General features: G+C 72.5%; 22 protein-coding genes. 6 read left to right on the top strand and 16 right to left on the bottom strand.

What is annotated here, in order from left to right; all coding sequences use genetic code 11:
* Positions 1-7: 7 nt before the first annotated feature.
* Entirely contained in the window at positions 8-670 is a 663-nt protein-coding gene (locus tag LOK55_RS03045) for a YitT family protein (RefSeq protein ID WP_229934237.1), read from the bottom strand.
* A gap of 107 nt (positions 671-777) precedes the next feature.
* Between LOK55_RS03045 and LOK55_RS03040 the strand changes: the two genes are divergently transcribed.
* The 5 genes from LOK55_RS03040 (at position 778) to LOK55_RS03020 (ending at position 5,098) form a co-directional block, all read left to right on the top strand.
* A complete protein-coding gene (locus LOK55_RS03040) occupies positions 778-1,752 on the top strand; it encodes a phosphodiester glycosidase family protein (RefSeq protein ID WP_229934181.1) in 975 nt (324 codons plus the stop codon).
* Between the two features lie 5 nt (positions 1,753-1,757).
* Positions 1,758-2,939, top strand: a complete 1,182-nt coding sequence (locus LOK55_RS03035) for a glycosyltransferase (protein ID WP_229934180.1) — start codon at positions 1,758-1,760, stop codon at positions 2,937-2,939.
* A gap of 40 nt (positions 2,940-2,979) precedes the next feature.
* Entirely contained in the window at positions 2,980-3,387 is a 408-nt protein-coding gene (locus tag LOK55_RS03030) for a transferase (RefSeq protein WP_196383280.1), read from the top strand.
* A 95-nt stretch (positions 3,388-3,482) separates the two neighbouring features.
* On the top strand, positions 3,483-4,301 hold the full coding sequence (locus LOK55_RS03025) for a substrate-binding domain-containing protein (RefSeq protein WP_229934179.1): 819 nt from the start codon (positions 3,483-3,485) through the stop codon (positions 4,299-4,301).
* 71 nt (positions 4,302-4,372) lie between these two features.
* Entirely contained in the window at positions 4,373-5,098 is a 726-nt protein-coding gene (locus tag LOK55_RS03020) for a GMP synthase (RefSeq protein WP_229934178.1), read from the top strand.
* Between the two features lie 15 nt (positions 5,099-5,113).
* Here the strand turns inward: LOK55_RS03020 and LOK55_RS03015 are convergent, their stop codons facing one another.
* The 15 genes from LOK55_RS03015 to LOK55_RS02945 form a co-directional block, all read right to left on the bottom strand.
* Complete coding sequence (locus tag LOK55_RS03015) at positions 5,114-5,935, bottom strand: tryptophan-rich sensory protein (RefSeq protein WP_229934177.1); 822 nt, start codon at positions 5,933-5,935, stop codon at positions 5,114-5,116.
* Between the two features lie 63 nt (positions 5,936-5,998).
* Complete coding sequence (gene treZ / locus LOK55_RS03010) at positions 5,999-7,783, bottom strand: malto-oligosyltrehalose trehalohydrolase (protein ID WP_229934176.1); 1,785 nt, start codon at positions 7,781-7,783, stop codon at positions 5,999-6,001.
* A 53-nt stretch (positions 7,784-7,836) separates the two neighbouring features.
* The gene (locus tag LOK55_RS03005; RefSeq protein WP_229934175.1) at positions 7,837-8,538 is read right to left on the bottom strand and encodes a hypothetical protein; all 702 of its coding nucleotides are present in this window, start codon (positions 8,536-8,538) and stop codon (positions 7,837-7,839) included.
* Positions 8,535-9,182 (bottom strand): VOC family protein, encoded by a 648-nt coding sequence (locus LOK55_RS03000; protein ID WP_229934174.1) that lies wholly within the window; start codon positions 9,180-9,182, stop codon positions 8,535-8,537. The genes LOK55_RS03005 and LOK55_RS03000 overlap by 4 nt, the downstream gene beginning before the upstream one ends.
* Positions 9,183-9,248: 66 nt before the next feature.
* The gene (locus LOK55_RS02995; protein WP_141380073.1) at positions 9,249-9,863 is read right to left on the bottom strand and encodes an alkylhydroperoxidase domain protein; all 615 of its coding nucleotides are present in this window, start codon (positions 9,861-9,863) and stop codon (positions 9,249-9,251) included.
* The gene (locus LOK55_RS02990; RefSeq protein ID WP_229934173.1) at positions 9,860-10,540 is read right to left on the bottom strand and encodes a CMD domain protein; all 681 of its coding nucleotides are present in this window, start codon (positions 10,538-10,540) and stop codon (positions 9,860-9,862) included. Before LOK55_RS02990 ends, LOK55_RS02995 begins: the two co-directional genes overlap by 4 nt.
* Positions 10,537-11,619, bottom strand: a complete 1,083-nt coding sequence (locus LOK55_RS02985) for a putative FMN-dependent luciferase-like monooxygenase (RefSeq protein ID WP_141380071.1) — start codon at positions 11,617-11,619, stop codon at positions 10,537-10,539. The genes LOK55_RS02990 and LOK55_RS02985 overlap by 4 nt, the downstream gene beginning before the upstream one ends.
* Positions 11,616-13,367, bottom strand: coding sequence for an ABC transporter ATP-binding protein (locus LOK55_RS02980; RefSeq protein WP_229934172.1), 1,752 nt, complete (start codon positions 13,365-13,367; stop codon positions 11,616-11,618). Before LOK55_RS02980 ends, LOK55_RS02985 begins: the two co-directional genes overlap by 4 nt.
* Positions 13,364-14,236: an ABC transporter permease gene (locus LOK55_RS02975; protein ID WP_229934171.1), complete on the bottom strand. Its 873-nt coding sequence runs from the start codon at positions 14,234-14,236 to the stop codon at positions 13,364-13,366. Before LOK55_RS02975 ends, LOK55_RS02980 begins: the two co-directional genes overlap by 4 nt.
* Complete coding sequence (locus LOK55_RS02970; RefSeq protein ID WP_229934170.1) at positions 14,233-15,297, bottom strand: ABC transporter permease; 1,065 nt, start codon at positions 15,295-15,297, stop codon at positions 14,233-14,235. Before LOK55_RS02970 ends, LOK55_RS02975 begins: the two co-directional genes overlap by 4 nt.
* Positions 15,298-15,303: 6 nt before the next feature.
* A complete protein-coding gene (locus tag LOK55_RS02965; RefSeq protein WP_229934169.1) occupies positions 15,304-16,959 on the bottom strand; it encodes a TIGR04028 family ABC transporter substrate-binding protein in 1,656 nt (551 codons plus the stop codon).
* Between the two features lie 125 nt (positions 16,960-17,084).
* On the bottom strand, positions 17,085-19,631 hold the full coding sequence (gene treY, locus LOK55_RS02960) for a malto-oligosyltrehalose synthase (protein WP_229934168.1): 2,547 nt from the start codon (positions 19,629-19,631) through the stop codon (positions 17,085-17,087).
* Positions 19,632-19,636: 5 nt separating this feature from the next.
* A complete protein-coding gene (gene glgX, locus LOK55_RS02955) occupies positions 19,637-21,847 on the bottom strand; it encodes a glycogen debranching protein GlgX (RefSeq protein WP_229934167.1) in 2,211 nt (736 codons plus the stop codon).
* Between the two features lie 177 nt (positions 21,848-22,024).
* Positions 22,025-22,540 (bottom strand): glutaminase, encoded by a 516-nt coding sequence (locus LOK55_RS02950; RefSeq protein ID WP_229934166.1) that lies wholly within the window; start codon positions 22,538-22,540, stop codon positions 22,025-22,027.
* Positions 22,537-23,226 carry an SDR family oxidoreductase gene (locus tag LOK55_RS02945; RefSeq protein WP_229934165.1) on the bottom strand — a complete coding sequence of 230 codons (690 nt, stop codon included), beginning with the start codon at positions 23,224-23,226 and terminating at the stop codon, positions 22,537-22,539. Before LOK55_RS02945 ends, LOK55_RS02950 begins: the two co-directional genes overlap by 4 nt.
* On the opposite strand from LOK55_RS02945, the gene LOK55_RS02940 reads away from it, so the two are divergent.
* On the top strand, positions 23,161-23,574 hold the full coding sequence (locus LOK55_RS02940; RefSeq protein WP_229934164.1) for a hypothetical protein: 414 nt from the start codon (positions 23,161-23,163) through the stop codon (positions 23,572-23,574). The genes LOK55_RS02945 and LOK55_RS02940 overlap by 66 nt on opposite strands.
* The last annotated feature ends 93 nt before the right edge of the window (positions 23,575-23,667 follow it).

The following is a 23,667-nucleotide window of genomic DNA, read 5'->3' as shown; positions in this document are numbered from 1 at the left end:
GGCGCGGTCAGTGCCCGAGGTACCGCCCCGGCCGGTGGTTGAGGGCGAGCACGAGGTTCAGCAGCACCGCGCCGGCCGCGCTCATCACGACGTTCGGCCACGGAATGACCCACAGCGCGCACAGGATGATCACGAGGTCGAAGATCATCATCGTCCAGCCGGCGCGAAAGCCGGTGCGGTCCTGCACTTCGAGGCCGATGATGTTGATGCCGCCGATGCTCGAGCGGTGGCGGAACAGGATCAGCACGCCGACGCCGGCGAGCAGGTTGCCGGCGAGCGTGCCGTACCAGGGTTCGATCCACCCGATCGGGAACAGCGCGTCGTGCACGGGCGCCCACACCGAGACGAGCACGATCGAGATCACCGTGCGGATCGTGAAGCTCCACCCGCGCCGCCACACCGCGAGCAGGGCGAACGGCACGTTGATGAGGGTGAACAGCGCCCAGAATGGCCAACCGGTCGCATAGCCGAGTAGCAGCGACAGGCCCGCGGTGCCTCCGGTGACGGCGTGCGCCGCGTGTAGCAGGTGCAGCCCGAGCGAGGCGAGGAAGGTGCCGGTCGCAATCCCGAGCACGTCCTCTGCCACCGAGTGCGCGTTCGCGCGGTCGTCGAAGACCAGCGACGGCGCGGTCGTCGGGTCGGGTGGGGAGGCGTCGGTCACGGCATCCATCATCCCAAGCCGCGCCCGCGCGCGGCGCACCGCCCGCGCCGCACTGCATAGGCCTCGCATAGCCTGTGCTTCGATCCCGCCTGAGAACACGGCGAACACTGGGGGGCATGAACAGACGACTCAAGCGCAGCATCATCGCCGGGTCGGTCGTGCTGGCTCTCACCGTGACCGGCGGTACCGCCTGGGCCCTCGACCGATTCGTGGTCCCCCACGTCGTCGTCTCCGACGTCGCGGCCTACGAGGCCGCGCAGAACGCCACCGCGGCGGCGACCGCGACCCCGAGCGCCACGGCGACCGATGAGGCGACGGATGCCACGGCATCCACACCTGTCACGACCGCGACGAGCTACACCTCCGACGACACGTCGATCTCGATCACCACCTACACGCAGGGCACCGGCGATGACACGATCACCTACTACGTCGCCGACCTGACGCTGAGTGACGCGACGAGCCTGCGCGGCGCGTTCGCGAACAACCAGTTCGGCGAGAACATCACTGCCCTGGTCAGCGAGACGGCGGCGGCGAACAATGCGATCCTCGCCGTGAACGGCGACTACTACGGGTTCCGCGACAGCGGCATCGTGATCCGCAACGGCGTCGTCTTCCGCGATTCGGGGGCACGCGAGGGCCTCGCGATGTACCGCGACGGCACAGTCAAGGTCTACGACGAGACACAGACCACCGCCGCGCAACTCGTCGCCGACGGGGTGTGGAACACCCTCAGCTTCGGGCCCGCGATCGTCGAGAGCGGCGCAGCGGTGTCGGGCATCGACCAGGTCGAGGTCGACACGTACGTCGGCAACCACTCGATCCAAGGCGAGCAGCCCCGCACCGCGATCGGCGTCACCGCCGACGGCCACATTCTGCTCGTCGTCGTCGACGGCCGGGACCCCGGCTACAGTCGCGGAGCGACGCTGCCGGAACTCGCCGACATCATGATCTCGCTCGGCGCGACGACGGCCTACAACCTCGACGGCGGCGGCTCGAGCGAGCTGTGGTTCAACGGCGTCGTCGTCAACCAGCCCTCGAACGGCGGCGAGCGCGCCACGAGCGACATCCTCTACATCGCGGCGGAGTGATCCCGATGTCTCTCGTCCTGATCCCCGCCTACGAACCCGACGACCGGCTCGTCGCCCTGGTCACATCGCTCCTGCCGCAGTACCCGGTTCTCGTCGTCGACGACGGCTCGGGCCCTGACTACGCCGCCGTCTTCTCGGAGTGCGCCCGGGCGGGCGCGCGGGTCGTGCACCACACGCACAACCGCGGCAAGGGCGCGGCCCTGCGCACGGGCTTCAGCATCGCTGAGCGCGATCTGGCGGGCGAAGACGTCGTGACCGCCGACGCCGACGGGCAGCACACGCCCGCCGACATCGCCCGCGTCGCCGAGGCGCTCGAGGCGGCGCGACCCGCCCCGGCGCTGGTCGCCGCGGGGGCCGTGAGTGCGGGCCCGGGCGCGGGCCCGGGATCGGGATCGCGCGCGGGCAGCGGCACCGCCGTGGCATCCCCTGTCTCCTTCGCATCGCCCGCGCCGGCCGCGCCGGCGATCGTGCTGGGCGTGCGCAGCTTCACGGGGCCGGTGCCGCTGCGCAGCCGCGCCGGCAACGCGTTCACGCGGCGGGTGTTCTGTCTCGCGACCGGGCGCGACGTGCGCGACACCCAGACCGGGCTGCGCGGGTTCCCCGCCCGAGTGCTCCCGTGGCTGCGTTCGCTGCCGGGCGACCGTTTCGAGTACGAGTTCCGGATGCTGCTGGCCGCCCCGGGCGCCGGCATCGACCTCGTCGAGGTGCCGATCTCGACCATCTATCTCGACGAGAACTCCTCGAGTCATTTCCGCCCCCTCGCCGATTCGGCGCGCATCTACGCGCCGCTGCTGCGGTTCTCGGCGTCGGCCCTGCTCGCCTTCCTCGTCGACACGGTGCTGCTCGTCGTGCTGCAGGCGGTGACCGGCTGGCTGCTGCTGTCGATCGTGCTCGCGCGGGTGGCGAGCTCGGGCATGAACTTCGCGATCAACCGCGGCCTCGTCTTCGGGGCGGGGCGCGAGGTGCCGCTGCGCACCGCCGCAGCGCGCTACTTCTCGCTCGCCGCCCTGCTGCTGACGGCGAGCTTCGGCATGCTGACGGCCCTGACCGACGCGGGTTTCGCCACTCTGCCCGCGAAGATCGTCACCGATCTGACCCTGTTCGCAGTCAGCTTCTCGGTGCAGCGTGCCGTCGTCTTCGCCCCGGTGCCGGCGACCCTGCGGTCTCGCACGCATGCGCGGGAATGATCCCGGCCGCACCGCCGTTGCAGTCTGCAGGAGGATCTCTGTGGGCAAGAACTACGTCGACATCGAAGACGATCAGGGCCGCACGTTGCGCTATCGCAAGCACGTCAACGGACGGGGCCTCATCGCCAACGGCGCCAAGGTGCACGCGAGCGCGCTCGTCGAAGCGGGTGCGTACATCGAACCGGGCGCCCAGATCGCCGCGGGCGCACACATCGGCCGCGGTGTGTGGGTCGAACCCGACGCCGTCATCGGCCCGAACGCCGAGATCGCACCGCACGCCCACATCGGATCGGGCGCCGCGATCGGCCCCTCGGCCAAGATCGGCGTGCGCGCCGTGGTCGGGGCGCACGCTCACGTCGCCGGCGGTTCGCTGATCGGCGACGACACCCAGATCGCCGACGGCGAGAAGGTCGCGACCGACCAGCGCGGCCTGCGCCTCGCGGCCTGACTCTCGCGCAGGCGTCGCGCGCTCGTGCGCGAGCTGTGCAGCTCGGAGCGCGGTGCCAGGCCTTCGCGCCGCGGCATCGCGGCTACGCTGGCCCCATGGCAGCATCCGGCGCGCGTGACGGCCGCGGCGGCAAGAAGCCGCAGCGGGGAGCCGGCGCACCGAAAGGCCGATCCGGCGGGGCATCCAAGTCCGCGGCATCCAAAGCCGGCGCATCGCGCGGCAAGAACCCCGGCACGAAAAGCGGCAAGCACGCCGCGGCCGGCACCGGCGGAGCGAAGAAGACCGCTCCCGCCGCAGCCGCGGCCCCACGCACGGCACTGCCCGCGGGCCCGTTCCGACTCGGCGCGATCGAGGGTGCGACGCCCGGCAAGTGGATCGACGTCTGGAAAGAACGGATGCCAGGCATCCCCCTCGAACTCGTCGCCCTCGACCTCGGCGACCAGCGCGCAGCCCTGACCGACGGCGCTGTCGACGCTGCCCTCGTGCGGCTGCCGACCGACCGCACCGGCCTGCAGGCGATCGCGCTCTACGACGAGGTGCCGGTGGTCGTCTGCGCCGCCGACTCGCATCTGACCTCCGCCGACGAACTCACGCTCGCCGACCTGGCCGGCGAGGTCGTGATCGTGCCGGAGCATCCGCCGCTCGACGTCGCGGTCGCCGGCGCCGTGCCGCCGCGCTTCGCTCCGCCCGCCACCGTGGGTCAGGCGATCGAGACCGTGGCGGCGGGCGTGGGGGTCGTCATCGTGCCGATGTCGCTCGCCCGCCTGCACCACCGCAAAGACATCACCTCGCGCCTACTCACAGACGGGCCCGTGTCACCGGTCGCGCTCGCCTGGCCCGAGGGCGAGACGCCGCCGCTCGTCGAGGCATTCATCGGCATCGTGCGCGGGCGCACCGCCAACTCGTCGCGCTGAGCGGCGACCCGGGTGACTTCCCGCGCCGCACGATAGGCACGTGTGCGTGTCGCAGCTTTAGACTCGTCGGCATGGCCCCGCTCGTGTACCTGTGCGCCCGCCCGCAGCAGGGCGCGGCCGCCGCCGAGTACGAGTCGTTCCGCACGGCGATGCGCCTCGACGAGAGCGGTCTCGAGCGGTGGGACCTCGTCAGCGACCCGCTGCCGGCCGACTTCGCGGCGCGCTGGCGCGGCGCGGTCGTCGGCGGTAGCCCCTTCAACGTCAGCGACCCCGAGTCGAGCAAGACCGATGCGCAGCGCGCGCTCGAAGAGGGCCTCGCCCGGCTCGCGCTGGCCGCGGCATCCGGCGAGACGGCTGCGCTGTTCACGTGCTACGGCATCGGCGTGGCGACCCGGGCGCTCGGCGGCGAGGTCACCCGCGCCTACCCCGAAGACACCGGTCCGGCCGCGATCACCCTGACCGCCGACGGGCGCCGCGACCGGCTGTTCGGCGCGCTCGCGACGACCTTCACCGCCCTGACGGCGCACAAAGAGGGCACCGGAACCCTCCCCGCCGGAGCGGTGCTGCTCGCCGAGAACGACGGATGCCCCGTGCAGGCGTACCGGGTCGGCGACACCCTCTACGCGACCCAGTTCCACCCCGAGCCGACGGGGCGCGCCTTCACCGAGCGCATGGCCGTCTACCGCGACGACGGCTACTTCGACCGCGGCGACTACGACGCGATCGCCGCGCGCGTGCTCGCCGCCTCGCTGAGCGAGCCCCCGCGCATCCTCCGCTCCTTCGCCCAGACTTTCTGAGGCGGGCGGCCGGCCTCAGCGCACGAGGGCGGGCGTGCGTGCGGGAACGCGCACGCAGGGCGCCACGACGATGACCGCAGCGACGACGAACGTGGTCACGGCGACGCCGACCGTGTGCGGCTCGCCGGTGAGGCGGGCGACGCCGATCCAGAAGAGGCCCCACGCCATCGTGAGGGCGGGCGCGAGCCGCGTCACGAGGCCGGCGCCGCGGGTTCCGACGGCGATGCCGACACCGACCAGCGCCACGACGATCAGCACGATCACGCCCCACAGCACCTGCGTTCGCTCGTCGACGGCGGGCACGATGTCGGCGGCGAGCCACGCGGTCACGTTCGCGACGGTCGCGAGCGACACCCAGCCGAGATGGATGCCGACGGTGACATCCATCAGCAGTCGATCGCCCCACCCGGCGGCGGGCACGATCACGAGCAGGCGGTACGTCGCGGCAAGCGCGACGAGCAGCACGACGATCGCGATGACCGTGGCGGGCAGGGTCAGGAACTGCGCGGCGAGCAGCCAGCCCCCGTTCAGCACGGCGGTGAGGGCGATCCACCACCCGGCCCGGCGTTGGCGATCGCGCGCCCGCTGCCCGGGCAGCGCCTGCCACACGGCGTAGGCAATCATCAGGATGTAGATCACCGACCAGATCGAGAACGCCGACCGGCCCGGCGCGAGCACCGTGGCATCCGCATCGAGCGCCCCGCCCTGCAGGTCGCGCACATTCGTGCCGCCGAACAGGCCCACCCCGACCATCGCGGCGATGATCATGAACACCACCGCCGAGATGACGACGATCTGGCGGGCGAGGTCTGATCCTGAGCGGGCCGCGGCGTTCATGCCCTCAACGGTATGCGCCGGGGCCGTCTCGCGGCAGACCCTTGACAGTCCCGGGCGTGCGCGTCACTCGGCCTGGACGTACTCCGCGTGCCCCCGCGACATCGGCGGGGTGAGGCGCGGTCCGATGACGGCGACGGAGTCGGGCGAGAGCGTCACCGGGCCCTCCTCGACCGGTGCCCCGTCGTGCGCGGTCGTGGTCGCCAGCCAGATCTCCTGGTCGTCGCCGACCTCGACCGCCCAGTCGGTCTCGGAGAGGTTGACGTACACCGCCGCCGCGCCGCGGTGGAGCACCCAGCGCCCCGGCGCGACGTGCTCGCCGGTGTGGCCCGCGCGGTCCGGATCGGTGAGCTCGGGGCGCTCTCGGCGGAGCCGCGCGAGCATGCGGTAGCCCTGCAGCAGCCGGCGGTGGTCGCCGCTGGTCGCCTCGGCCCAGTCGAGCTTCGAGCGCTCGAACGTCGCCGGGTCGTTAGGGTCGGGCACGAGCGACTCGTCCCAGCCCATCGCGGCGAACTCGGCTGTGCGCCCCTTGCGGGTGGCTTCGGCGAGCTCGGGCTCGGGGTGCGAGGTGAAGAACTGCCACGGGGTCGAGGCGCCCCACTCCTCGCCCATGAAGAGCATCGGCGTGCCCGGCGCCGTCATCGTCAGCACCGCGGCGATCTGCAGCCGCGCGAACGAGAGATTCTGGCTGAGCCGGTCGCCGGCGGCGCGGTTGCCGATCTGGTCGTGGTCCTGCGCGAACTCGACGAACCGCGTCGAGGGCACCTCGGGCGGCACCGGCGCCCCCCAGTTCTTGCCGCGGAACGACGAGTAGGTGCCGTCGTGGTAGAAACCGCCCGCCCACGTCTTCGGCAGCGCCTGCGGGTCGGCGAAGTCGGCGTAGTACCCGGCGGTCTCGCCGGTGAGCGCGACGTGCACGGCGTGATGCCAGTCGTCGACCCACTGCGCGCTGAGGCCGTATCCGCCGGCGCTGCGCGGCAGGATCATGACCGGGTCGTTGAGGTCGCTCTCGGCGATGAGGCTGAGCGGTCGCCCGAGCTCGGCGCTGAGCGCATCGGAGCGCTCGGCGATCTCCTGCAGGATGTGCGTGGGGCTCCCCGCCGACTCATGCAGGGCGTGCACGGCGTCGAGCCGCAGACCGTCGACGTGGTAGTCGCGCAGCCACATCAGGGCGTTGTCCGTGATGTAGTCGCGCACGGCCCGCTCGTCGAGGTTGACGCTCGCGCCCCACGTGGTGTTCTGCCCGTCGCGCAGGTACGGACCGTACTCGGGCAGGTAGTTGCCGGAGGGGCCGAGGTGGTTGTACACGACGTCCTGGATCACGGCGATGCCGGCCGCGTGCGCGGCATCCACGAAGCGCCGGTAGGCCTCCGGCCCGCCGTACTCCTCCTGCACGGTGTACCAGAGCACGCCGTCGTAGCCCCAATTGTGCGTACCGTTGAAGCCGTTGACGGGGAGGAGCTCCACGTGGGTCACCCCGAGCTCGACGAGGTGCGGCAGCTTGCCGATCGCGGCGTCGAGCGTGCCCTCGGGGGTGAACGTGCCGAGGTGCAGCTCGTAGATCAGAGCAGCTGCCAGGTCGCGCCCGGTCCACTCGCCGTCGGTCCAGGCGAACGACGTGCCGTCGTCCCACGCCGAGAGCTCGTGCACGCCGCGGGGCTGGCGCCGCGAGCGCGGATCGGGCCGGGCCGCCTCCGCGTCCCCCAGCACGAAGCCGTACTCGTCGCCGCCTTCGAGAGTCACGTCGACGCTCCACCACCCGGCATCCCCCGCCGTCAGCTCGACGTCGTCGTGCCCCGGCCGCCGCAGTCGTACTCGCGCCGCGCGCGGCGCCCACACCTCGATACCCATGTGTCCATCCTGCCCGGGCGAGCCGTGCCGCGCGCGGGTCGGGTGCGTGCCGGTCAGCTCTCCCCGCGGAACGGACCGCCGGACGCCTCGAACTCCGCCGCCGCCGCGGCGCGCAGGTCGGGGTCGGCGACGTCGTCCACGGCGGTCGCGACGAGCGCGGCAGCCGCATCGACGAGGGCGTCGAGCGCCGGCGGCAGCACCGTCAGACCGGCGAAGTCGGCGTTGTGCGGGAACACGTCGTCGGGACCGCCGAGCCCGATCGAGGGATGGATCGACGGGACGATGCGACTGACGTTGCCCATGTCGGTCGAGGGTCCGCCCTGCGGCACCACGGCCGGGGGCGGCGGGGCGGCGAGGAAGGCGCCCACCGCCACTCCGGCGATGATGTTGTGCCCGCACGCGTGGCCGATGCCGGGCAGCGCGTCGCACTCCGCGATGATCGCGAAGTGCGGGGCGGATGCCTCCGGGTCGGATGCCTCGACGTCGGATGCCTCGACGTCGGATGTCTCCGCGGCCGGCGCCCCGCCGTCGGCGGCGGGGAACGTCGCGCGGAGCGCGGTCGGCAGCCCGAACACGCCGACCTCGACCTCGGCGCCGTGGCTCGTGAGCAGCGCCGCGAGGCGCGCGGCCGACGCGTGCTCGGCGAACCCGATCTCCGGCTCGTCGTAGAGCTCGCGCGCGAGGCGGGCGAGCTCGGGGCGTAGGGTCTCCAGCGTCGCCGCGACCTCGGCGTCGACGCTCGCCGCTCCGGTCACAGCTCGACGAGCTCGCCGTCGGCGCGGCGGAGCGTGAGGCGATAGCCCGAGGCATCCGCCTGCTCGACGGCGGCGACGCCGTCGCCGAGGTCGAACGCGTCGAGCACGGCCCGAAGCGGCGCCGGGTCGGCCTCGGTGCGCACGAGGGAGACGAGCTCGATCGACGGGATGTCGCTCAGCCCCGGCTGCGGCGTCCCGCCCCAGTCGATGAGGAAGGGCACGTCGAGCCGCCGCGACTCGCCGCGCGTCAGACGCCATTCGAGCAGCGTGCCGTCGGGGGTGCGTCGCGACAGATCGCTGACGTCGCCGGGGTCGTATCCGCCCGCGCGCGCCGCGGCGACGGTGGCCTCGATGTCGGCGGGATGCACGGCGTACGCCTGCACGCTCGGGCTCTCGAGGGTCGCGATGCCGAAGGTCTCGGGCAGCTCCGGTTCGGGGCGGTCGGGGTTCGGGCCGATGAGCTCGATGTACTGCGGCCCCCGTTCGCCGTCGATCGTGAGGGCGACGAGAGCGTTGGCGGTGCCGGTCGGGTGCGCGCCACCGGGCGCCGCGACGACGCCGGTGCGCTCGGCGAACCAGTCGATCAGGGCGCCCAGGTCGGGGCCGGCGATCACGACGTGGTCGAGGAGGGTGGGGATGCTCACGGGATGCCTGTCTGCTGAAGGGTCGGGAAGAAGGGATCGGGAAGGGGAGAGGATGCCGTGGCGCGCTCAGTGGCGCCGGGCGGGCACTTCGGGCTCGCCGAGCGAGAGCATGAGCCGGTTCGCCCAGTTGAAGAACGCCGCACCGCCGATGACGTCGACGATCTCGGCGTCGCCGAGCCCCGCGGCGCGGAGGCGCGCGATGTGGTCGGGGCCGAAGTCGAGGGGCGTGTCGGCGAGGGCGACGGATGCCTCGACGACGGCGTTCCAGGTATCGTCGCCGAGATCGGCGCCGGTGCCCTCGTCGAGCAGGCGCTGCACGTCGGCCTCCCGGCCCGACTCGCGGGTCGCGGCGGCGGCGTGCACCGAGGCGCAGAAGACGCAGCCGTTGCGTCGGGAGGTGGCCGCTGCGGCGAGCTCGCGCTCGGCCCGTCCGAGGCCGCCCGAGACGTTGTAGAAGATGTCGAGGTCGGTGAGGGTGCGGGCTCGCAGTGCCTCGGGGTCGCGGGCGAGCAGCCGGAAGTACGGCATCGCCGCGCGCGCCGGCTCGATCAGCGCGTCGCGCTGCAGGTCGGTGAGGGCGTCCTCGTCGACGGGCGCGAGCCAGGGCACCCAGCCGAGACCCTGCTGGGTGAACGCCTCGGGGCGGGCGAGTTCGTCGTACTCGGTGATGATCGCGGTCATCGGTCGGCTCCTTCCAGAACGGTGGCGGCGGATGCCGTCGGGACGGTGGCGGCGGATGCCGTCGGGACGGTGGCGGCGGATGCCGGCGCCGCGGCCAGCACGCGGAGCCCCCACGCCACCCGCAGCTGGAAGGTGAGGAACGCGATCAGCTGGGAGAGCGAGACGATGTCGTCGGCCGACCACCCGGCATCCACGAGCGCCTGGAGCGCCGCAGCCCGCGCCTCGCGAGGGCGGAAGACGAGCAGGTGCGCGTGCGTCAAGGCCGCGGCGAGTCGGCCACCGAGGGCGGCGGTGAGCTCGGGCTCGGGCTCCCAGCGCGGTCCCTCGACCGATTCGCCGGCGAGGTTCGGCTCGCGGTACGCGCCGTAGGGTCCGTCCGCACGACCCGACGCGGCCGCCGCGGCGACCCGGGTCGCCAGCTCGGCCGCCTCGTCGGCGAGCAGGTCGTCGTAGAAGTCGGCGGCCGCGTCGAAGCCGTGCAGCCGGGCGACGAAAGCGGCGACGGCGTAGCGCTCGGCGAGCGGGAACGTGCCGGGCTCGGCGGGTTCGAGCAGCGCCTCGAAGCTGCGCTGCGCGTTCTCGCGGGCCTGGGCGCGCTGGTCGCGCACGGCGGCGAGCGCGTCGCCGGGGGCGATGCCGGCGAGCAGGTCGATGATGTCGGCGGACGCGGTCGTCATGAGATCTCCCTCGGGGTGTCGCCCGGGCGCGCGGTCACGAGCGGGCGGTGGGCGTGGCGGAGTGCGTCGGCGGCCTCGGGGCCGGTCGACAGGCCGAGGCGCGGCGCGACCTCGTCGGCGAGCAGCTGCAGCGAGCGCAGGGTGAGCTCGTGCGTCGCGGCGACCGAGTGCACCTGGAAGGAGACGTCGGTCGCGGCGGCGAGGGTCTGGTCGGCGCCGAGCGAGGCGACCACCTCGTCGACGGTGCCGACGTGCGTGTCGGTGATGCGGGCGAGCTCGTCGATCGAGAGGCCGTCGGTGTCGAGCCCGAACATCGTGCGGGCGAGCTGGCGCAGGCCCGCGTCGGCCAGCTCCAGCGCGCGGGTGCGGTTCTCGGGGTCGACGACGAGCGCGGTGCGCGAGGCGAGCACTCGCACGGGGGCGCCGTCCGGCAGCGCGTCGCGGTAGGCCGCGATGATCGGCAGCTGCAGGTCGTGCAGGGGCGCGTCCGGGGCATCCGCCGGTCGCGGCTGCGTGCGCGAGAGGAGCAGTCCGTCGCCGCGCTCGCCCGCGCGACGACCGCCGTCGACCGAGAACGTGGCCTGCCAGACGCGTTCGCCGAGATCGCCGGCGGCGGGGTAGATGCGGGAGGACGTGCCGCGGATGCCCCGTCCTTCGAGCGCGTCGAGGAGCACCTCGACATGGTCGGCGAAGATCTCGCGTCGGCGGTCGGAGTCGCGCCCGAACGCCGCGAACGACGATGGGGTGCCGCCGGTGGCGAGCCCCAGCTGCACGCGCCCGTCGCTCAGCTGGTCGAGCACGACGGCGTCTTCGGCGACCCGCAGCGGGTCGTCGATCGGGAGGGTCACGACGGCCGTGCCGAGCCCGATCCGCGAGGTGCGCTCGGCGGCGGCGGCGAGCAGCACGAACGGCGAGGGCAGACCGCCCTCGTGCTCGCCGAAGTGGTGCTGCGCGACCCACGCGGAGGCGAAGCCGCTGCGCTCGGCCTGCTCGATCTGTTCGAGCGCGAACCGGTAGCGGTCGGCGGCGGAGGCCTCTTCGAGCAGGCGGGTGAAGAACCCGAGACGGGGTCCGGTCATGCGTGCACCTCTTCTGATGGGAGCTCGTCGGGTGTGGGGTCGGGGGTGGGTTCGGCGGCGTGTTCGGCACCGGCGCGGAGCGACCGTCCCGGGATCGCGGCGAGCAGCTGCCGCGTGTACGGGTGCTGCGGATGCGTGAAGACGTCCTCGGCCGTGCCGTGCTCGACCTGGCGGCCGCGCTGCAGCACCGACACCGTGTCGGAGATCTGCCGCACGACCGCGAGGTCGTGCGAGATGAACACGTAGGTGAGACCGAGCTCCTCCTGCAGTCGCGCGAGGAGGCGCAGGATCTGCGCCTGCACGGTGACATCGAGCGCCGACACCGCCTCGTCGAGCACGACGAGCTCGGGTTCGACGATCAGCGCCCGCGCGATCGCGACGCGCTGGCGCTGCCCGCCGGAGAGCTCACGCGGATGCCTCGACGCGAGCTCGGGCGCGAGCGAGACGAGCTCGAGGTGGTGCGCGACGCGGTCGGCGCGCTCCGCGCGGGTGCCGAGGGAGAAGTTCCGCAGCGGCTCGGCGAGGATGTCGGCGATGCGCTGGCGCGGGTCGAGCGACGCGTACGGGTTCTGGTAGACGAGCTGCGTGCGGCGGTGGAACGCCCGCCGCTCCCGCGCCCCGGTGAGCGCGGTCACGTCGGTGTCGCCCACGCGGATCGTCCCGCTCGTCGGGCGGTTGAACCCGGCGATCGAGCGCCCCGTGGTCGTCTTCCCCGATCCCGATTCGCCCACGAGGGCGTGCGTCGTGCCGCGCGCGACGGTGAAGCTCACGTCGTCGACGGCGCGCAGCGGCGGCCGGCCGGGGCGGCGGAACTCCTGCGTGAGCGCGGTCACCTCGACGAGGGGGCGCTCCGCCGCGGCGGCGGCCGAGGCATCCGGCGCGCGGCGCTCGACGACGCGGGCGAGCGAGGGGGCGTCGGCGAGCAGGGTGCGGGTGTACTCCGAGGTCGGAGTGGCGAGCACGCGGGCAGTCTCGCCCTGCTCCTGCACCTGGCCGCCGCGCATGACGACGATGCGGTCGGAGCGGTCGGCCGCGACGGCGAGATCGTGCGTGATGAACAGGATGCCCGTGCCCGACTCGGCACGCAGATCGTCGAGCAGGTCGAGTACCGTGCGGGCGACGGTGACATCGAGGGCGCTCGTGGGCTCGTCGGCGATGATCAGCTCGGGCTCGAGCGCGATGGCCGCGGCGATGAGCACGCGCTGCCGCATGCCGCCCGACAGCTCGTGCGGGTATTGCCGCGACCGCGCTTCGGGGTCGTCGATGCCGACCCGGCCGAGCAGATCGATCACGCGCGCGTGGATCGCGGCGCGGTCTGTCCAGCCGTGGATGCGCAGCGACTCGCCGACGCTCCACCCGATCGTCGCGACCGGGTTCAGCGAGTTGCCGGGGTCTTGCGGGATGAGGGCGATGCACCGGCCGCGCAGGCGCCGCCAGCGCCGCTCGGACAGTCCGACGAGCTCGGTGAGGCCGTCGGTGCGCTCGTTCAGCGCGATGCTGCCCGCCGAGACGTGCCCGTTCGCGGCGAGCAGGCCGATCACCGACTGGGCGACGGTGGTCTTCCCCGATCCCGACTCGCCGACGAGAGCGGTGACGGCGCCCGCCTCGACATCGAACGAGACGCCGCGGACGGCCTCGACGACCCCGGTGCGGGTGCGGTACTGCACCGCGAGATCGCGGATCGACAAGAGCGGCGCGGTGGTCGTGGCACCGGGCGTGGCCGCGCCCGTCGTCGTGTCGGTGCTCATGAGGCATCCCCTCCGCGCAGCGCCTGGCTGAGCCGGTTGGTGGCGAGCACGACCAGCACGACGACGATGCCCGGCAGCACCGTCAGCCACCACGCCGTCGCGACGTAGTTGCGGCCCTCGGCGATGAGCAGGCCCCACTCCGGAGTCGGCGGGGGGGCGCCGTAGCCGAGGAACCCGAGGGTCGAGATCTGCAGGATCGCCGAGCCGAACTGGAGCGCGGCGAGCGCGATCACGGGCGTCAGGGAGTTCGGCAGGATGTGTCGCCACAGCACGCCGAAGAACGTGCCGCCCGAGCCGTACGCCGCCTCGACGAAGTCGGTGACGCGCACGCTCACCACCCGCGAGCGGGCCAGGCGGGCGAACACCGCGATCGAGGTGACTCCGACCGCGATCGCCGCGCTCGTCGTGCCGAATCCGAGCAGGATCACGACGCTGAGCGACAGCAGCAGCGCGGGGATCGCCAGCAGCACGTCGACGACGCGCATCAGCACCTCGTCGACCGCGCCCCCGATCGCGCCCGCGGCGAGGCCCATCGCCGTGCCGACGACGAGGCCGACGAGCACCGCCACCAGCGCGCCGACGATCGACTGCGACGCCCCGTAGACGACGCGGGCGTACAGGTCGCGCCCCGTGGCATCCGTGCCGAACCAGTGCTCTGCGCTCGGCGCCTGCAGCGACGGGGCGACCGTGTCGGTCGGGCTCTGCCCGGTGAACAGGGCCGGGAAGAGCGCCCACGCGAGGGCGAGCAGGATGACGAGCACCGGCAGCGCGAGCCCGACGCGGGAGAGGGTGCGCGCGCCGGAACCCGAAGAGGAGGGGCCCGGCGACGGGGCGACGCGGGTGGCAGCGCCCGGGGCGACGAGGGTCATCGGCGGTCTCCGTCCGAGATGCCGGCGGTGACGACCGCGGCGAGGTCCGGCTGGGCGGCGGGAACGTCGCCGTCGAGCTCCGACGCCGAGGTGAGCTCGCTGGCGACGGTGGTGGGTGCGTGGCGCGTCGCCCGGCCGGGGCCGCGCAGCCGCGCATCGAGCACGGGGTAGAGGAGGTCGACGATCAGGTTGATCAGGACGAAGGCGACGGTCGAGATCACGACGACGGCCAGGAGCACCGGGGTGTCGCGGTTCGCGACGGCCTGCGCGGTGAGCTGGCCGATGCCGGCGCGCGCGAACACGGTCTCGGTCACCACGGCGCCGCCGACGAGCTCGCCGAACAGCAGACCCGCCATCGTGAGGGTGGGCAGCAGCGCGTTCCGCGCGACGTTCCGCCACAGCAGCCACGAGGTCGACGCGCCGCGGGCGCGCACGACGGTGACGAACGGCTGCTCGCGCACCTCGTCGATCGAGCGCATCAGCACCTGCGCGAGCGGCGCCGCGATCGGGATCGCCAGCGTGATCACCGGCAGGATCAGCGCCTGCGCCGGATCGGCGCCGATCACCGGCACCCAGCCGAGGCGGAAGGAGAAGATCTGGATGAGGATGATGCCGATCCAGAAGACCGGCAGCGAGACGAACAGCGGCGGGATGCCCCGGAACGCGCGCCGCAGCGGCTGGGTCGCGCCGTAGGTCGCGGTGAAGGCGATCGTGACGGCGAGGATGATCGCGAGCACGAGCCCCAGCACGGCGAGGACGAGCGTCTGCGGCAGCGCCGTGGCGATGAGGTCGGAGACGGCCGCGCCGCTCGCGACCGAGGAGCCGAAGTCACCCGTGACGAAGCCCGCGATCGAGCGGGCGTACTGCACGATCAGCGGCTGGTCGGCGCCCAGCGATTCGCGGATCGCCTGGATCTGGTCGGGGGTGAGCCCGAGCTCGGGGCTGGCGTAGCGCGCGATGATCGCGTCGCCGGGGAGCGCGGCCAGGAGCAGATAGGCCGCCGTGTAGGCCAGGACGAGCACGAGGATCGCCTGGCCCACACGACGGAGGACATACGTCATGACAGGTCAGCCCGCCAGCCAGGTCGCGTAGAACGAGGGGCGCCCGACCGACTCGGTGGCGAAGCCGTGCACCTTCGCGGTGAGGCCGAACACCTGCGGCTCCTCGAAGATCGGCAGGATGTACGCCTTGTCGGCGAGGGAGCGCTGCGCCGCCTCCGAGGCCGCCTGGCGCTCGGGCGTGGTCGCCTCCGACGCGATCGCGAGCAGCAGCGCGTCGAGCTCGGGGTCGCCCACGCTCTGGTCGGCAGGGTTGAGGTTCAGCAGCGTGTTGCGGTTCTTCGAGAAGTACTGCGACTTCAGCACATCGAAGTCGGCGCGCCCCACCATCGAGTGGTACACCTGGATCGTCGACTGATCGGTGGATGCCTTGGTCTGCGCGGCCATGTCGCCGGCGAAGAGCGACACCTCCACCCCGAGCTTGCCGAGCTGCTCCTGGATGAGGGTCACGACCTCCTTCGACCGCGGCTGCGGCAGCGCCTCGTTGAACGTGAGCGAGAGCTTCTCGCCGTCCTTCTCGCGCACCCCGTCGCTGCCGCGCTTCCAGCCGGCCTCGTCGAGCAGCTTCTCGGCCTTGTCGGGGTCGTAGGCGTAGTACTCGGAGGTGTCGACGTAGCCGAGCGCGGTGGTCGCGAGCGCGCCGGTGGCGAGGGGGTAGTTCTTCGTGAACAGGGTGTCGACGATCTGCTGGCGGTCGATGCCGGCGATGAGCGCCTGGCGCACCCGGACATCTTCGAGCCGCGGCTCGCGGAAGCGGAAGCTCAGACCGTTGTTGACGCCGTTGGTCGCGGCGGCGTGCAGCGACAGACCGGATGCCGAGAACTGCGCCTCGTCGGGCGCCTCGATGCCACGGGCGATATCGGCCTGCCCGGCGACGACCGTGCCGACGCGCACGCTGTCCTCAGCCGCGACGACGTAGTCGATGCCGTCGAGGTAGGCGGCGCCCTGGTGGGCGAGCGAGGGCGGCGCCCAGTCGTAGTCCTTCCGCGCCGTGACGGAGGTCTTGGTGCCGATCTCCTCGGCGGAGACGACGAACGGGCCGCTGCCGATGATGTCCTTCGCGTTGCCGGGACCGAAGCCTTCGCTCGCGCGGTCGAGCGTGGCATCCGACAGCAGTCCGGAGTTGATCGTCGACACCGCCTGCGCGAAGCCCGGCGACGGGGTGGTGAAATGGAAGACGACGGTGTCGTCGTCGACGACCTCGCCGTGGTCGTAGTTGTTGATCGCCTCGGAGACGGGGAGCGCGCGGTCCTTGTCGCCCTTGCCGTACAGGTCGATGTTCTTCACGACGTTGGCGGCCGTCAGCTTCGTGCCGTCGGAGTAGGTGACGTCGGTGCGGAGGTCGAACGAGTACTGGGTGGCGTCGTCGTTGACCGTGTAGTCGGTCGCGATCCACGGCTCGAGTTCGAGCGTCTCGGGGTTCTGGTAGAGCAGGCGGTCGGTGATGTTGTTGACGAGGCCGCCGTTGGGGTAGAAGCCGGCCGACGGCGGGTACAGCGTCGACCAGGCCTGCGGCTCGAGGTAGCTGAGCGTGCCGCCCTGCTGCGGCTCGGCGGCGGCGTCCGACGCGGCGGGTGCGGTGCCGCCGGAGGAGCATGCGGTGATGAGGGCGGCGACCGCGAGGGCGGATGCCCCGGCGAGGGCCGTGCGAGTGAAGCGGGACATGGGCCGTCTCCTGGACTGCGCAGCCCTCACGGGCGCGCTGCGGTGTGCGGGATGCCTCAGCCCATCACGGCACCCACGACGACACCACTCGTCGGTCACGGTTCGTAAGCAACCGTCACGGAACGTCACACACGCGTGAGGAGCGCGACCGGGTAGCGGTCGTGCAGCGTCGCGAGCGGCACGGCGCCGCCGGCGACCTCGGCGCCGGTGAGCTCGTCGCGCCACAGGCCCGTCGGCACGAGCACGGCGGTGTCGCCCCAGCCGCCGCGGCGGGCGAGCCCCACCGGCAGCCGGGTCGCGACGGCGATCACGCCGCCCCGGTCGAACGCGAGGGCGTGCGCGGATGCCTCGCCGACGACGGGCAGCGGCGTGTACCGCGCGAAGAGCTCCGGTCGGTCGCGCCGCAGCCGCAGCGCGCGGGTCACGACGAGCAGCTTCGCGGCGCCGGTGGCGTCGACCGCCGGCATCCACCCCTCGTCGAGGCGACCGAGGAGCGCCCGGCGTGCGTCGAAGTCGACGAGCCGGCGGTTGTCGGGGTCGACGAGCGAGTGGTCCCACAACTCGGTGCCCTGGTAGACGTCGGGGACGCCCGGACCGGTCAGCTGCAGCAGCTTCGCGGAGAGCCCGTTCGAGCGGCCGGCGTCGGCGATCTCGCCCACGAACCCCTCGACGATCGGGCGCGCATGTCGGAAGGCCGTGTCGACGAGCGCGTGCACGCGACCCTCGAACGAGGCATCCGGGTCTTCCCACGTCGTCCCGACGCCGCCCTCGCGCGCCGCCTTCTCGGCGTAGGCGTGCAGGCGATCGGCCAGATCGGGGGCGTCCGACCACGCGCCGACGACCGCCTGCCAGAGCAGCGCGTCGAGCGGGCCGTCGCCGGTCGAGGCGACCTCGCGCAGATCGCCGAGCACCGCCGTCCAGCGCTCCGGCACCTCGGCGAGCACCGCGAGGCGCGCGCGGGTGTCTTCCGAGCGCTTCGTGTCGTGCGTCGTCAGCGCGGTGAGGGCGTGCGGCCACGCCGCCTGGCGGCGCGCGAACGCCTCGTGCAGCTCGTCGACCGACGCGGAGAAGTGCGCGGGATCGCCGCCGACCTCGGTGAGCGAGGTGAGCCGGCTGTACCGGTAGAACGCGCGATCCTCCACGCCCTTGGCCATCACGGGGCCGGTCGTCTGCATGAACCGGCGCGAGAACTCGGTGCCCGCCTCGGCCGCGAGGGGCGCGAGCGCGTCGATCGCGGCGGCCAGGTCGGGGCGGCGCGTGGATGCCTCGGCCGCGGCGTGCGCGACATGATCGGTGCCGGCGGGGAGGTACGCGCGGTACACCGGGAACGCGGCGAGCAGCTCGGCGAGCGCGTCTCGGGCGAGGTCGTCGCCGAGGCCCGCTCGGACGGGCGCGGGCAGGTTGCGGATGAGCCGGCCGACCTCGGCGGCCTGCGACGTGTCGGCGATCTCGCGCTTGGTCGTCGCGATGAGCTCCGCCCAGGGCTCGGCGTACCCGCGCAGCGCGGTGTCGAGGTCGGTGAGGGGCGCTTCGCCGTCGGGGTCGACGAGCACGCGGTCGATCTCGCCGAGGGCGTCGTATCCGGTGGTGCCGTCGGTCTGCCACCAGCCCGGCAGCTGCTCGCCCGGCTCGAGGATCTTCTCGACGTAGATCGGCATCGCCGCGGCGGCGCGGCTCGTCTCGGCGCGGGCCGTCTCGGCGGTGGCCGCCGCGGCGCGGCTCGTCTCGGCGGCGAGGCGGTCGAGGTAGCCGCCGGGATCGGCGAGCCCGTCGGGGTGGTCGATGCGCAACCCGTCGACGAGGCCCTCGCGCACCCAGCGCAGCACCTCGGTGTGGCTGGCGTCGAACACCTCGGGTCTTTCGACGCGCACCCCGGCGAGCGAGGTCACGGTAAAGAACCGCCGGTAGTTGAGCACGTCCTCGGCGCGGCGCCAGAACGCGAGCTGCCAGTGCTGACGGGCGAGCACGTCGCGCACGGCAGAGGCATCCGACGTCTCCCGCAGCGGCGCCGTGCCCCGCGCGAGCGGCAGCACCAGGTCGTCGTACCGTGCCGTGCCGTACGGGGCTTCCGCCGGCGAGGTCTCCTCGTCTGCCGCCGGTTCCTGAGGAGGAGGAGGTTGCTGAGGATGCCTGGGCGCGGTCGCGTCCTCAGAATCCGCCATCTCCTCAGCATCCGACACCCCGCCCCCGCCCCCCGGCGGCGCGACGACAAGCTCGCCCGCGGCGATCACCTCGTCGAGCTCGGCGCCGAGCACCGGGAGCACGACGCGACCGTCGCCGTGGTCCCAGTCGATGTCGAATGACTCGGCATGGCGCGAGGCGCGGCCGAAGGTGAGCACGTCCCACCACCACGGGTTCTGCTCCGGTGCGGCGACGCCCTGGTGGTTGGGCACGAGGTCGATGAGCGTGCCGAGCCCGGCGGCGCGGGCGGCGGCGGAGAACCGGGCGAGAGCCTCGGGGCCGCCGCGCGAGGCATCCACGCGGGTGGGATCGACGACGTCGTAGCCGTGGTCCGACCCCTCGGTCGCCTGCAGGATCGGCGACAGGTACGCCCAGTCGACGCCGAGGTCGCGCAGGTACGGCATGACGTCCGCCGCGGCATCCAGGTCGAACTCCGCGCGCACCTGCAGGCGATAGGTCGATGCGGGCGCACTCTCCCGTCGAGGGCTCACGGGGATCAGTGGGCCAGTTCGGCTTGCGGGGCGGGAGCGGGAACGATGTCGATGGGCGTTGTCAGCGCCGTGAGCGAGGCGGCGACCGAGTGGTCGACCTCAGGCACGTCCGGTTCGTGCTCACACAGCACCATGAGCGATCGCGCTGCGACGTCAACCACGTCGCCGCCGCGCAGTGGCGCCTTGTCCGTGCGCTGACCCGCCGTGTCGACGAGCACTTCCCATTCGGGGTTGAACTCCGCCTTCGGGATCGTGAACTGCACGTCGTCGTCGCCGGCGTTGAACAGCACGAAGAAGTGCTGATCGTGGATCTCCTGGCCCCGCCGATCCCGCTCGCGGATGCCGTCGCCGTTCAAGAACACCCCGATCGCGCGCCCGAAGCCCGACTCCCAGTCATCCGGCTGCATCTCGGTGCCGTCGGGCCGCAGCCACGCGATGTCGGGGACGGGCGCCCCCGCCTCGCGGTGCACCGGCCGCCCGTTGAAGAAGCGGCTGCGCCGGAACGTCGGGTGCTCGCGGCGCAGGCGGGCCAGGGCGGCGGTGAACTCGATGAGCGGCTGGTCGATGTGCTCCCAGTCGACCCACGTGATCTCGTTGTCCTGCGCGTAGCCGTTGTTGTTGCCGCCCTGCGTGCGGCCGAGTTCGTCGCCGTGGCTGATCATCGGGACGCCCTGGCTGAGCAGCAGCGTCGCGAGGAAGTTGCGTTGCTGCCGGGCGCGCAACGTCAAGACGGCGGGGTCGTCGGTCGGGCCTTCGACGCCGCAATTCCACGAGCGGTTGTGCGATTCGCCGTCGTTGTTCTGCTCGCCGTTGGCCTCGTTGTGCTTCTCGTTGTACGACACCAGATCGCGCAGCGTGAAGCCGTCGTGCGCCGTCACGAAGTTGATGGATGCCACGGGGCGGCGGCCGTCGTGCTCGTAGAGATCGGCCGATCCCGTCAGTCGCGACGCGAACTCGCCGAGCGTCGAAGGCTCGCCGCGCCAGAAGTCGCGCACGGTGTCGCGGTACTTGCCGTTCCACTCCGTCCACTGCGGCGGGAAGTTGCCGACCTGGTAGCCGCCGGGGCCGAGGTCCCACGGCTCGGCGATGAGCTTGACCTGACTGATCACCGGATCCTGCTGGACGATCTCGAAGAACGCCGCGAGGCGGTCGACCTCGTAGAACTCGCGCGCGAGGGTCGCCGCGAGGTCGAACCGGAATCCGTCGACGTGCATCTCGAGCACCCAATAGCGCAGCGAGTCCATGATGAGCTGCAGCGTGTGCGGGTTGCCGACGTTGAGGCTGTTCCCGGTGCCGGTGTAGTCGGTGTAGTAACGCTTGTCGTCGCCTTCGAGCCGGTAGTAGGCCTCGTTGTCGATGCCGCGCATCGACAGGGTGGGGCCCAGGTGGTTGCCTTCGGCGGTGTGGTTGTACACGACGTCGAGGATGACCTCGATGCCTGCCGCGTGCAGAGCCCGCACCATCCCCTTGAACTCCTGCACCTGCTGGCCCAGCTGGCCGGCCGAGGAGTAGGTGTTCTGCGGTGCGAGGAAGGCGATCGTGTTGTAGCCCCAGTAGTTCGACAGCCCTTTCTCCTGCAGCGTCGAGTCGTTGACGAACTGGTGCACCGGCATGAGCTCGATCGCCGTCACGCCGATCCGCTTGAGGTGCTCGATGATGACCGGATGCGCGATCGCGCTGTACGTCCCGCGGATCTCCTCCGGAATGTCCGGATGCCGCTCGGTGAGGCCCTTCACGTGCGCCTCGTAGATGACGCTCTCGGCGTAGGGCGTCTTCGGCTGCCGGTCGCCCGCCCAGTCGAAGAACGGGTTGATCACGACGCCCTTCATCATCGCCTTCGCGGAGTCGTCGTCGTTGCGCGAGTCGGGATCGCCGAAGTTGTAGCCGAACACCGACTGGCCCCACTCGACCTGGCCATCGACGGCCTTGGCGTACGGGTCGAGCAGCAGCTTGTGCGGGTTGAACCGCTGCCCGTTCTCGGGATCGTTGGGCCCGTACACGCGGTAGCCGTAGCGCTGCCCGGGCTGCACGGTCGGCAGGTACGCGTGCCAGACGTGCGCGTCGACGTCGCGCAGCTCGACGCGGGTCTCCTTCCCGCGGTCGCCGAACAGGCACAGCTCGACCCGCTCGGCGCCCTCGCTGAACAGCGCGAAGTTCGTGCCGCTGCCGTCGAAGGTCGCCCCGAGGGGGTACGCGGATCCGGGCCACACCTGCATGCGAGACTCCCCTGGTTGAAGACACTGGATGACGCTGATCGATCAGTCCGCCGGATTCACCGGCGGACGACATCAGCCTAGGCTCTCGCCTCACCCCGGGGATATCGTGCGGCAGGGCTGGACGAGGGGGCCCATCGCTTGCTATGCGATTCGGCGCGGCCGGCACGCTCCGCGCACTCACCGCAGCGCGAACTGCTCGTCGAGGTAGTCCGCGAGCGGGCGCGGGGCGCCCGACGCGCTCCAGCGCACATGCACGACACCCGCGACCACCGAGAGCGGGCCGGATGCCTCGCCCCGCCGGAGTGCCCCGAGGTCGAGCGGCTCCGCTCCGAGATGCACCACCTCTCCGTCGGCGAACCCGCCGCGGGCCGCCGCGGCAGCGCGCTCCGACCGCTCGCGCTGGGCCTCGGCGGTGTAGCCACGCGGCGCCTCGGTGCGGGCGCGCAGCACCTCGCCCGTGGCGTAGACCTCGGCATCCGCGATCAGCAGCACGCCCACGTGCCACACGTCTCCGACGGGCACGATGCGCGGCGCGCGCCCGAATCCGAGCAGTCGGCGCGCCTGCACCCAGTCGCCCCGCCGCTCGCGCCGCGACCCGGCGAGCCGTCGCCGCGCGTCCTCGAGCAGGGCGTCGATCGTCGGACGCTCGCCGTTCTCACCTGCGGCGTCGGTCTCGCCCGCCGCACCGCTCATCGCGGGCCGGGGCGCACCGCGAGGTCGGAGATCACGGCGTCGCGCGGCAGGTCGAGCGCGGTGAGGATGACGGTCGCCACCGACTCCGGGTCGATCCAGCGGTCGGGGTGGTAGGCGGCGCCCTCCTGCGCGTGCACGGTCTCCTGCATGGGGGTGGCGGTGCGGCCGGGGTAGACGGTCGTCACCCGCACGCCGTGCTCCGCCTCCTCACTGCGGAGGGCATCGGCGAGCGCCTTGAGGCCGTGCTTGGATGCCGCGTACGCGGCCCATCCCGCGTGCGCAGTGAGCCCCGCGCCCGAGTTGACGAACACGATCTGCCCGCGCGCGGCGCGGACGCGCGGTAGGAGGAGCCGCGTCAGCTCGGCGGGCGCGACGAGGTTGACCGTGAGCTGGCTCGTCCAGGCATCCACCGGCAGCTCGGCGACGGTGCCGAGCTCGACGATGCCGGCGGCGTGCACGATGCCGTCGATCGCCTCCGGCAGCGCGGCGGCGACGGCGTCCGCGAGGGCGGTGGGGTCAGCCAGGTCGCTCGCGACGGCGACGGCACCCGGGAACGCGGCGGTGAGGTCGGCGGCGCGGCGGTCGTCGCGGGCGATGAGGATCAGGGTGTCGCCGCGGGCGTGCAGCCGCTCGGCGACGAGCCGGCCGATCCCCGAGCCGGCCCCCGTGAGGACGTAGGTGGACATGGCATCCATCCTCGCACCGCGCCCAGCGGCTCTTCTGCGTCCGCCGAGGGATCACTGTCGCAGTTCGCCGAGACGGTTCCCCCGGGAACGAACGCGATCATCGCCGAGACGGTCGAGGAGGACGTCTCGATCCTCAACAACGCGGTCGCCGAGCGCGGCGGAACGGTCGTGCGCTGGACGCTCGACGAGGTGCTCGATGCGCTCGACGCGCAGCAGGATGCCGCGGAGGAGGCCTCGCGCGCCGCGCACAAGGCCCTCAAGGAGGAGCGTCACGAAGAGCGCAAGGCCTCGCGCGAAGAGCGTCTCGACAAGCTGAAGGCCACGTTCCACCACGGCGACGACACGTAAGACCCACGCCTCGAAGGCCCCGCCGAGCATCCGCCCGGCGGGGCCTTCGTCGTCCGCGGCGGCGGCGCGGGGCGGATCGGGAGCGGTCGCGCC

It is taken from the genome of Microbacterium sp. F2E (assembly GCF_020905435.1).
Taxonomy (GTDB): domain Bacteria; phylum Actinomycetota; class Actinomycetes; order Actinomycetales; family Microbacteriaceae; genus Microbacterium; species Microbacterium lacticum.
This window is presented reverse-complemented; position numbering and strand designations above follow the sequence as displayed.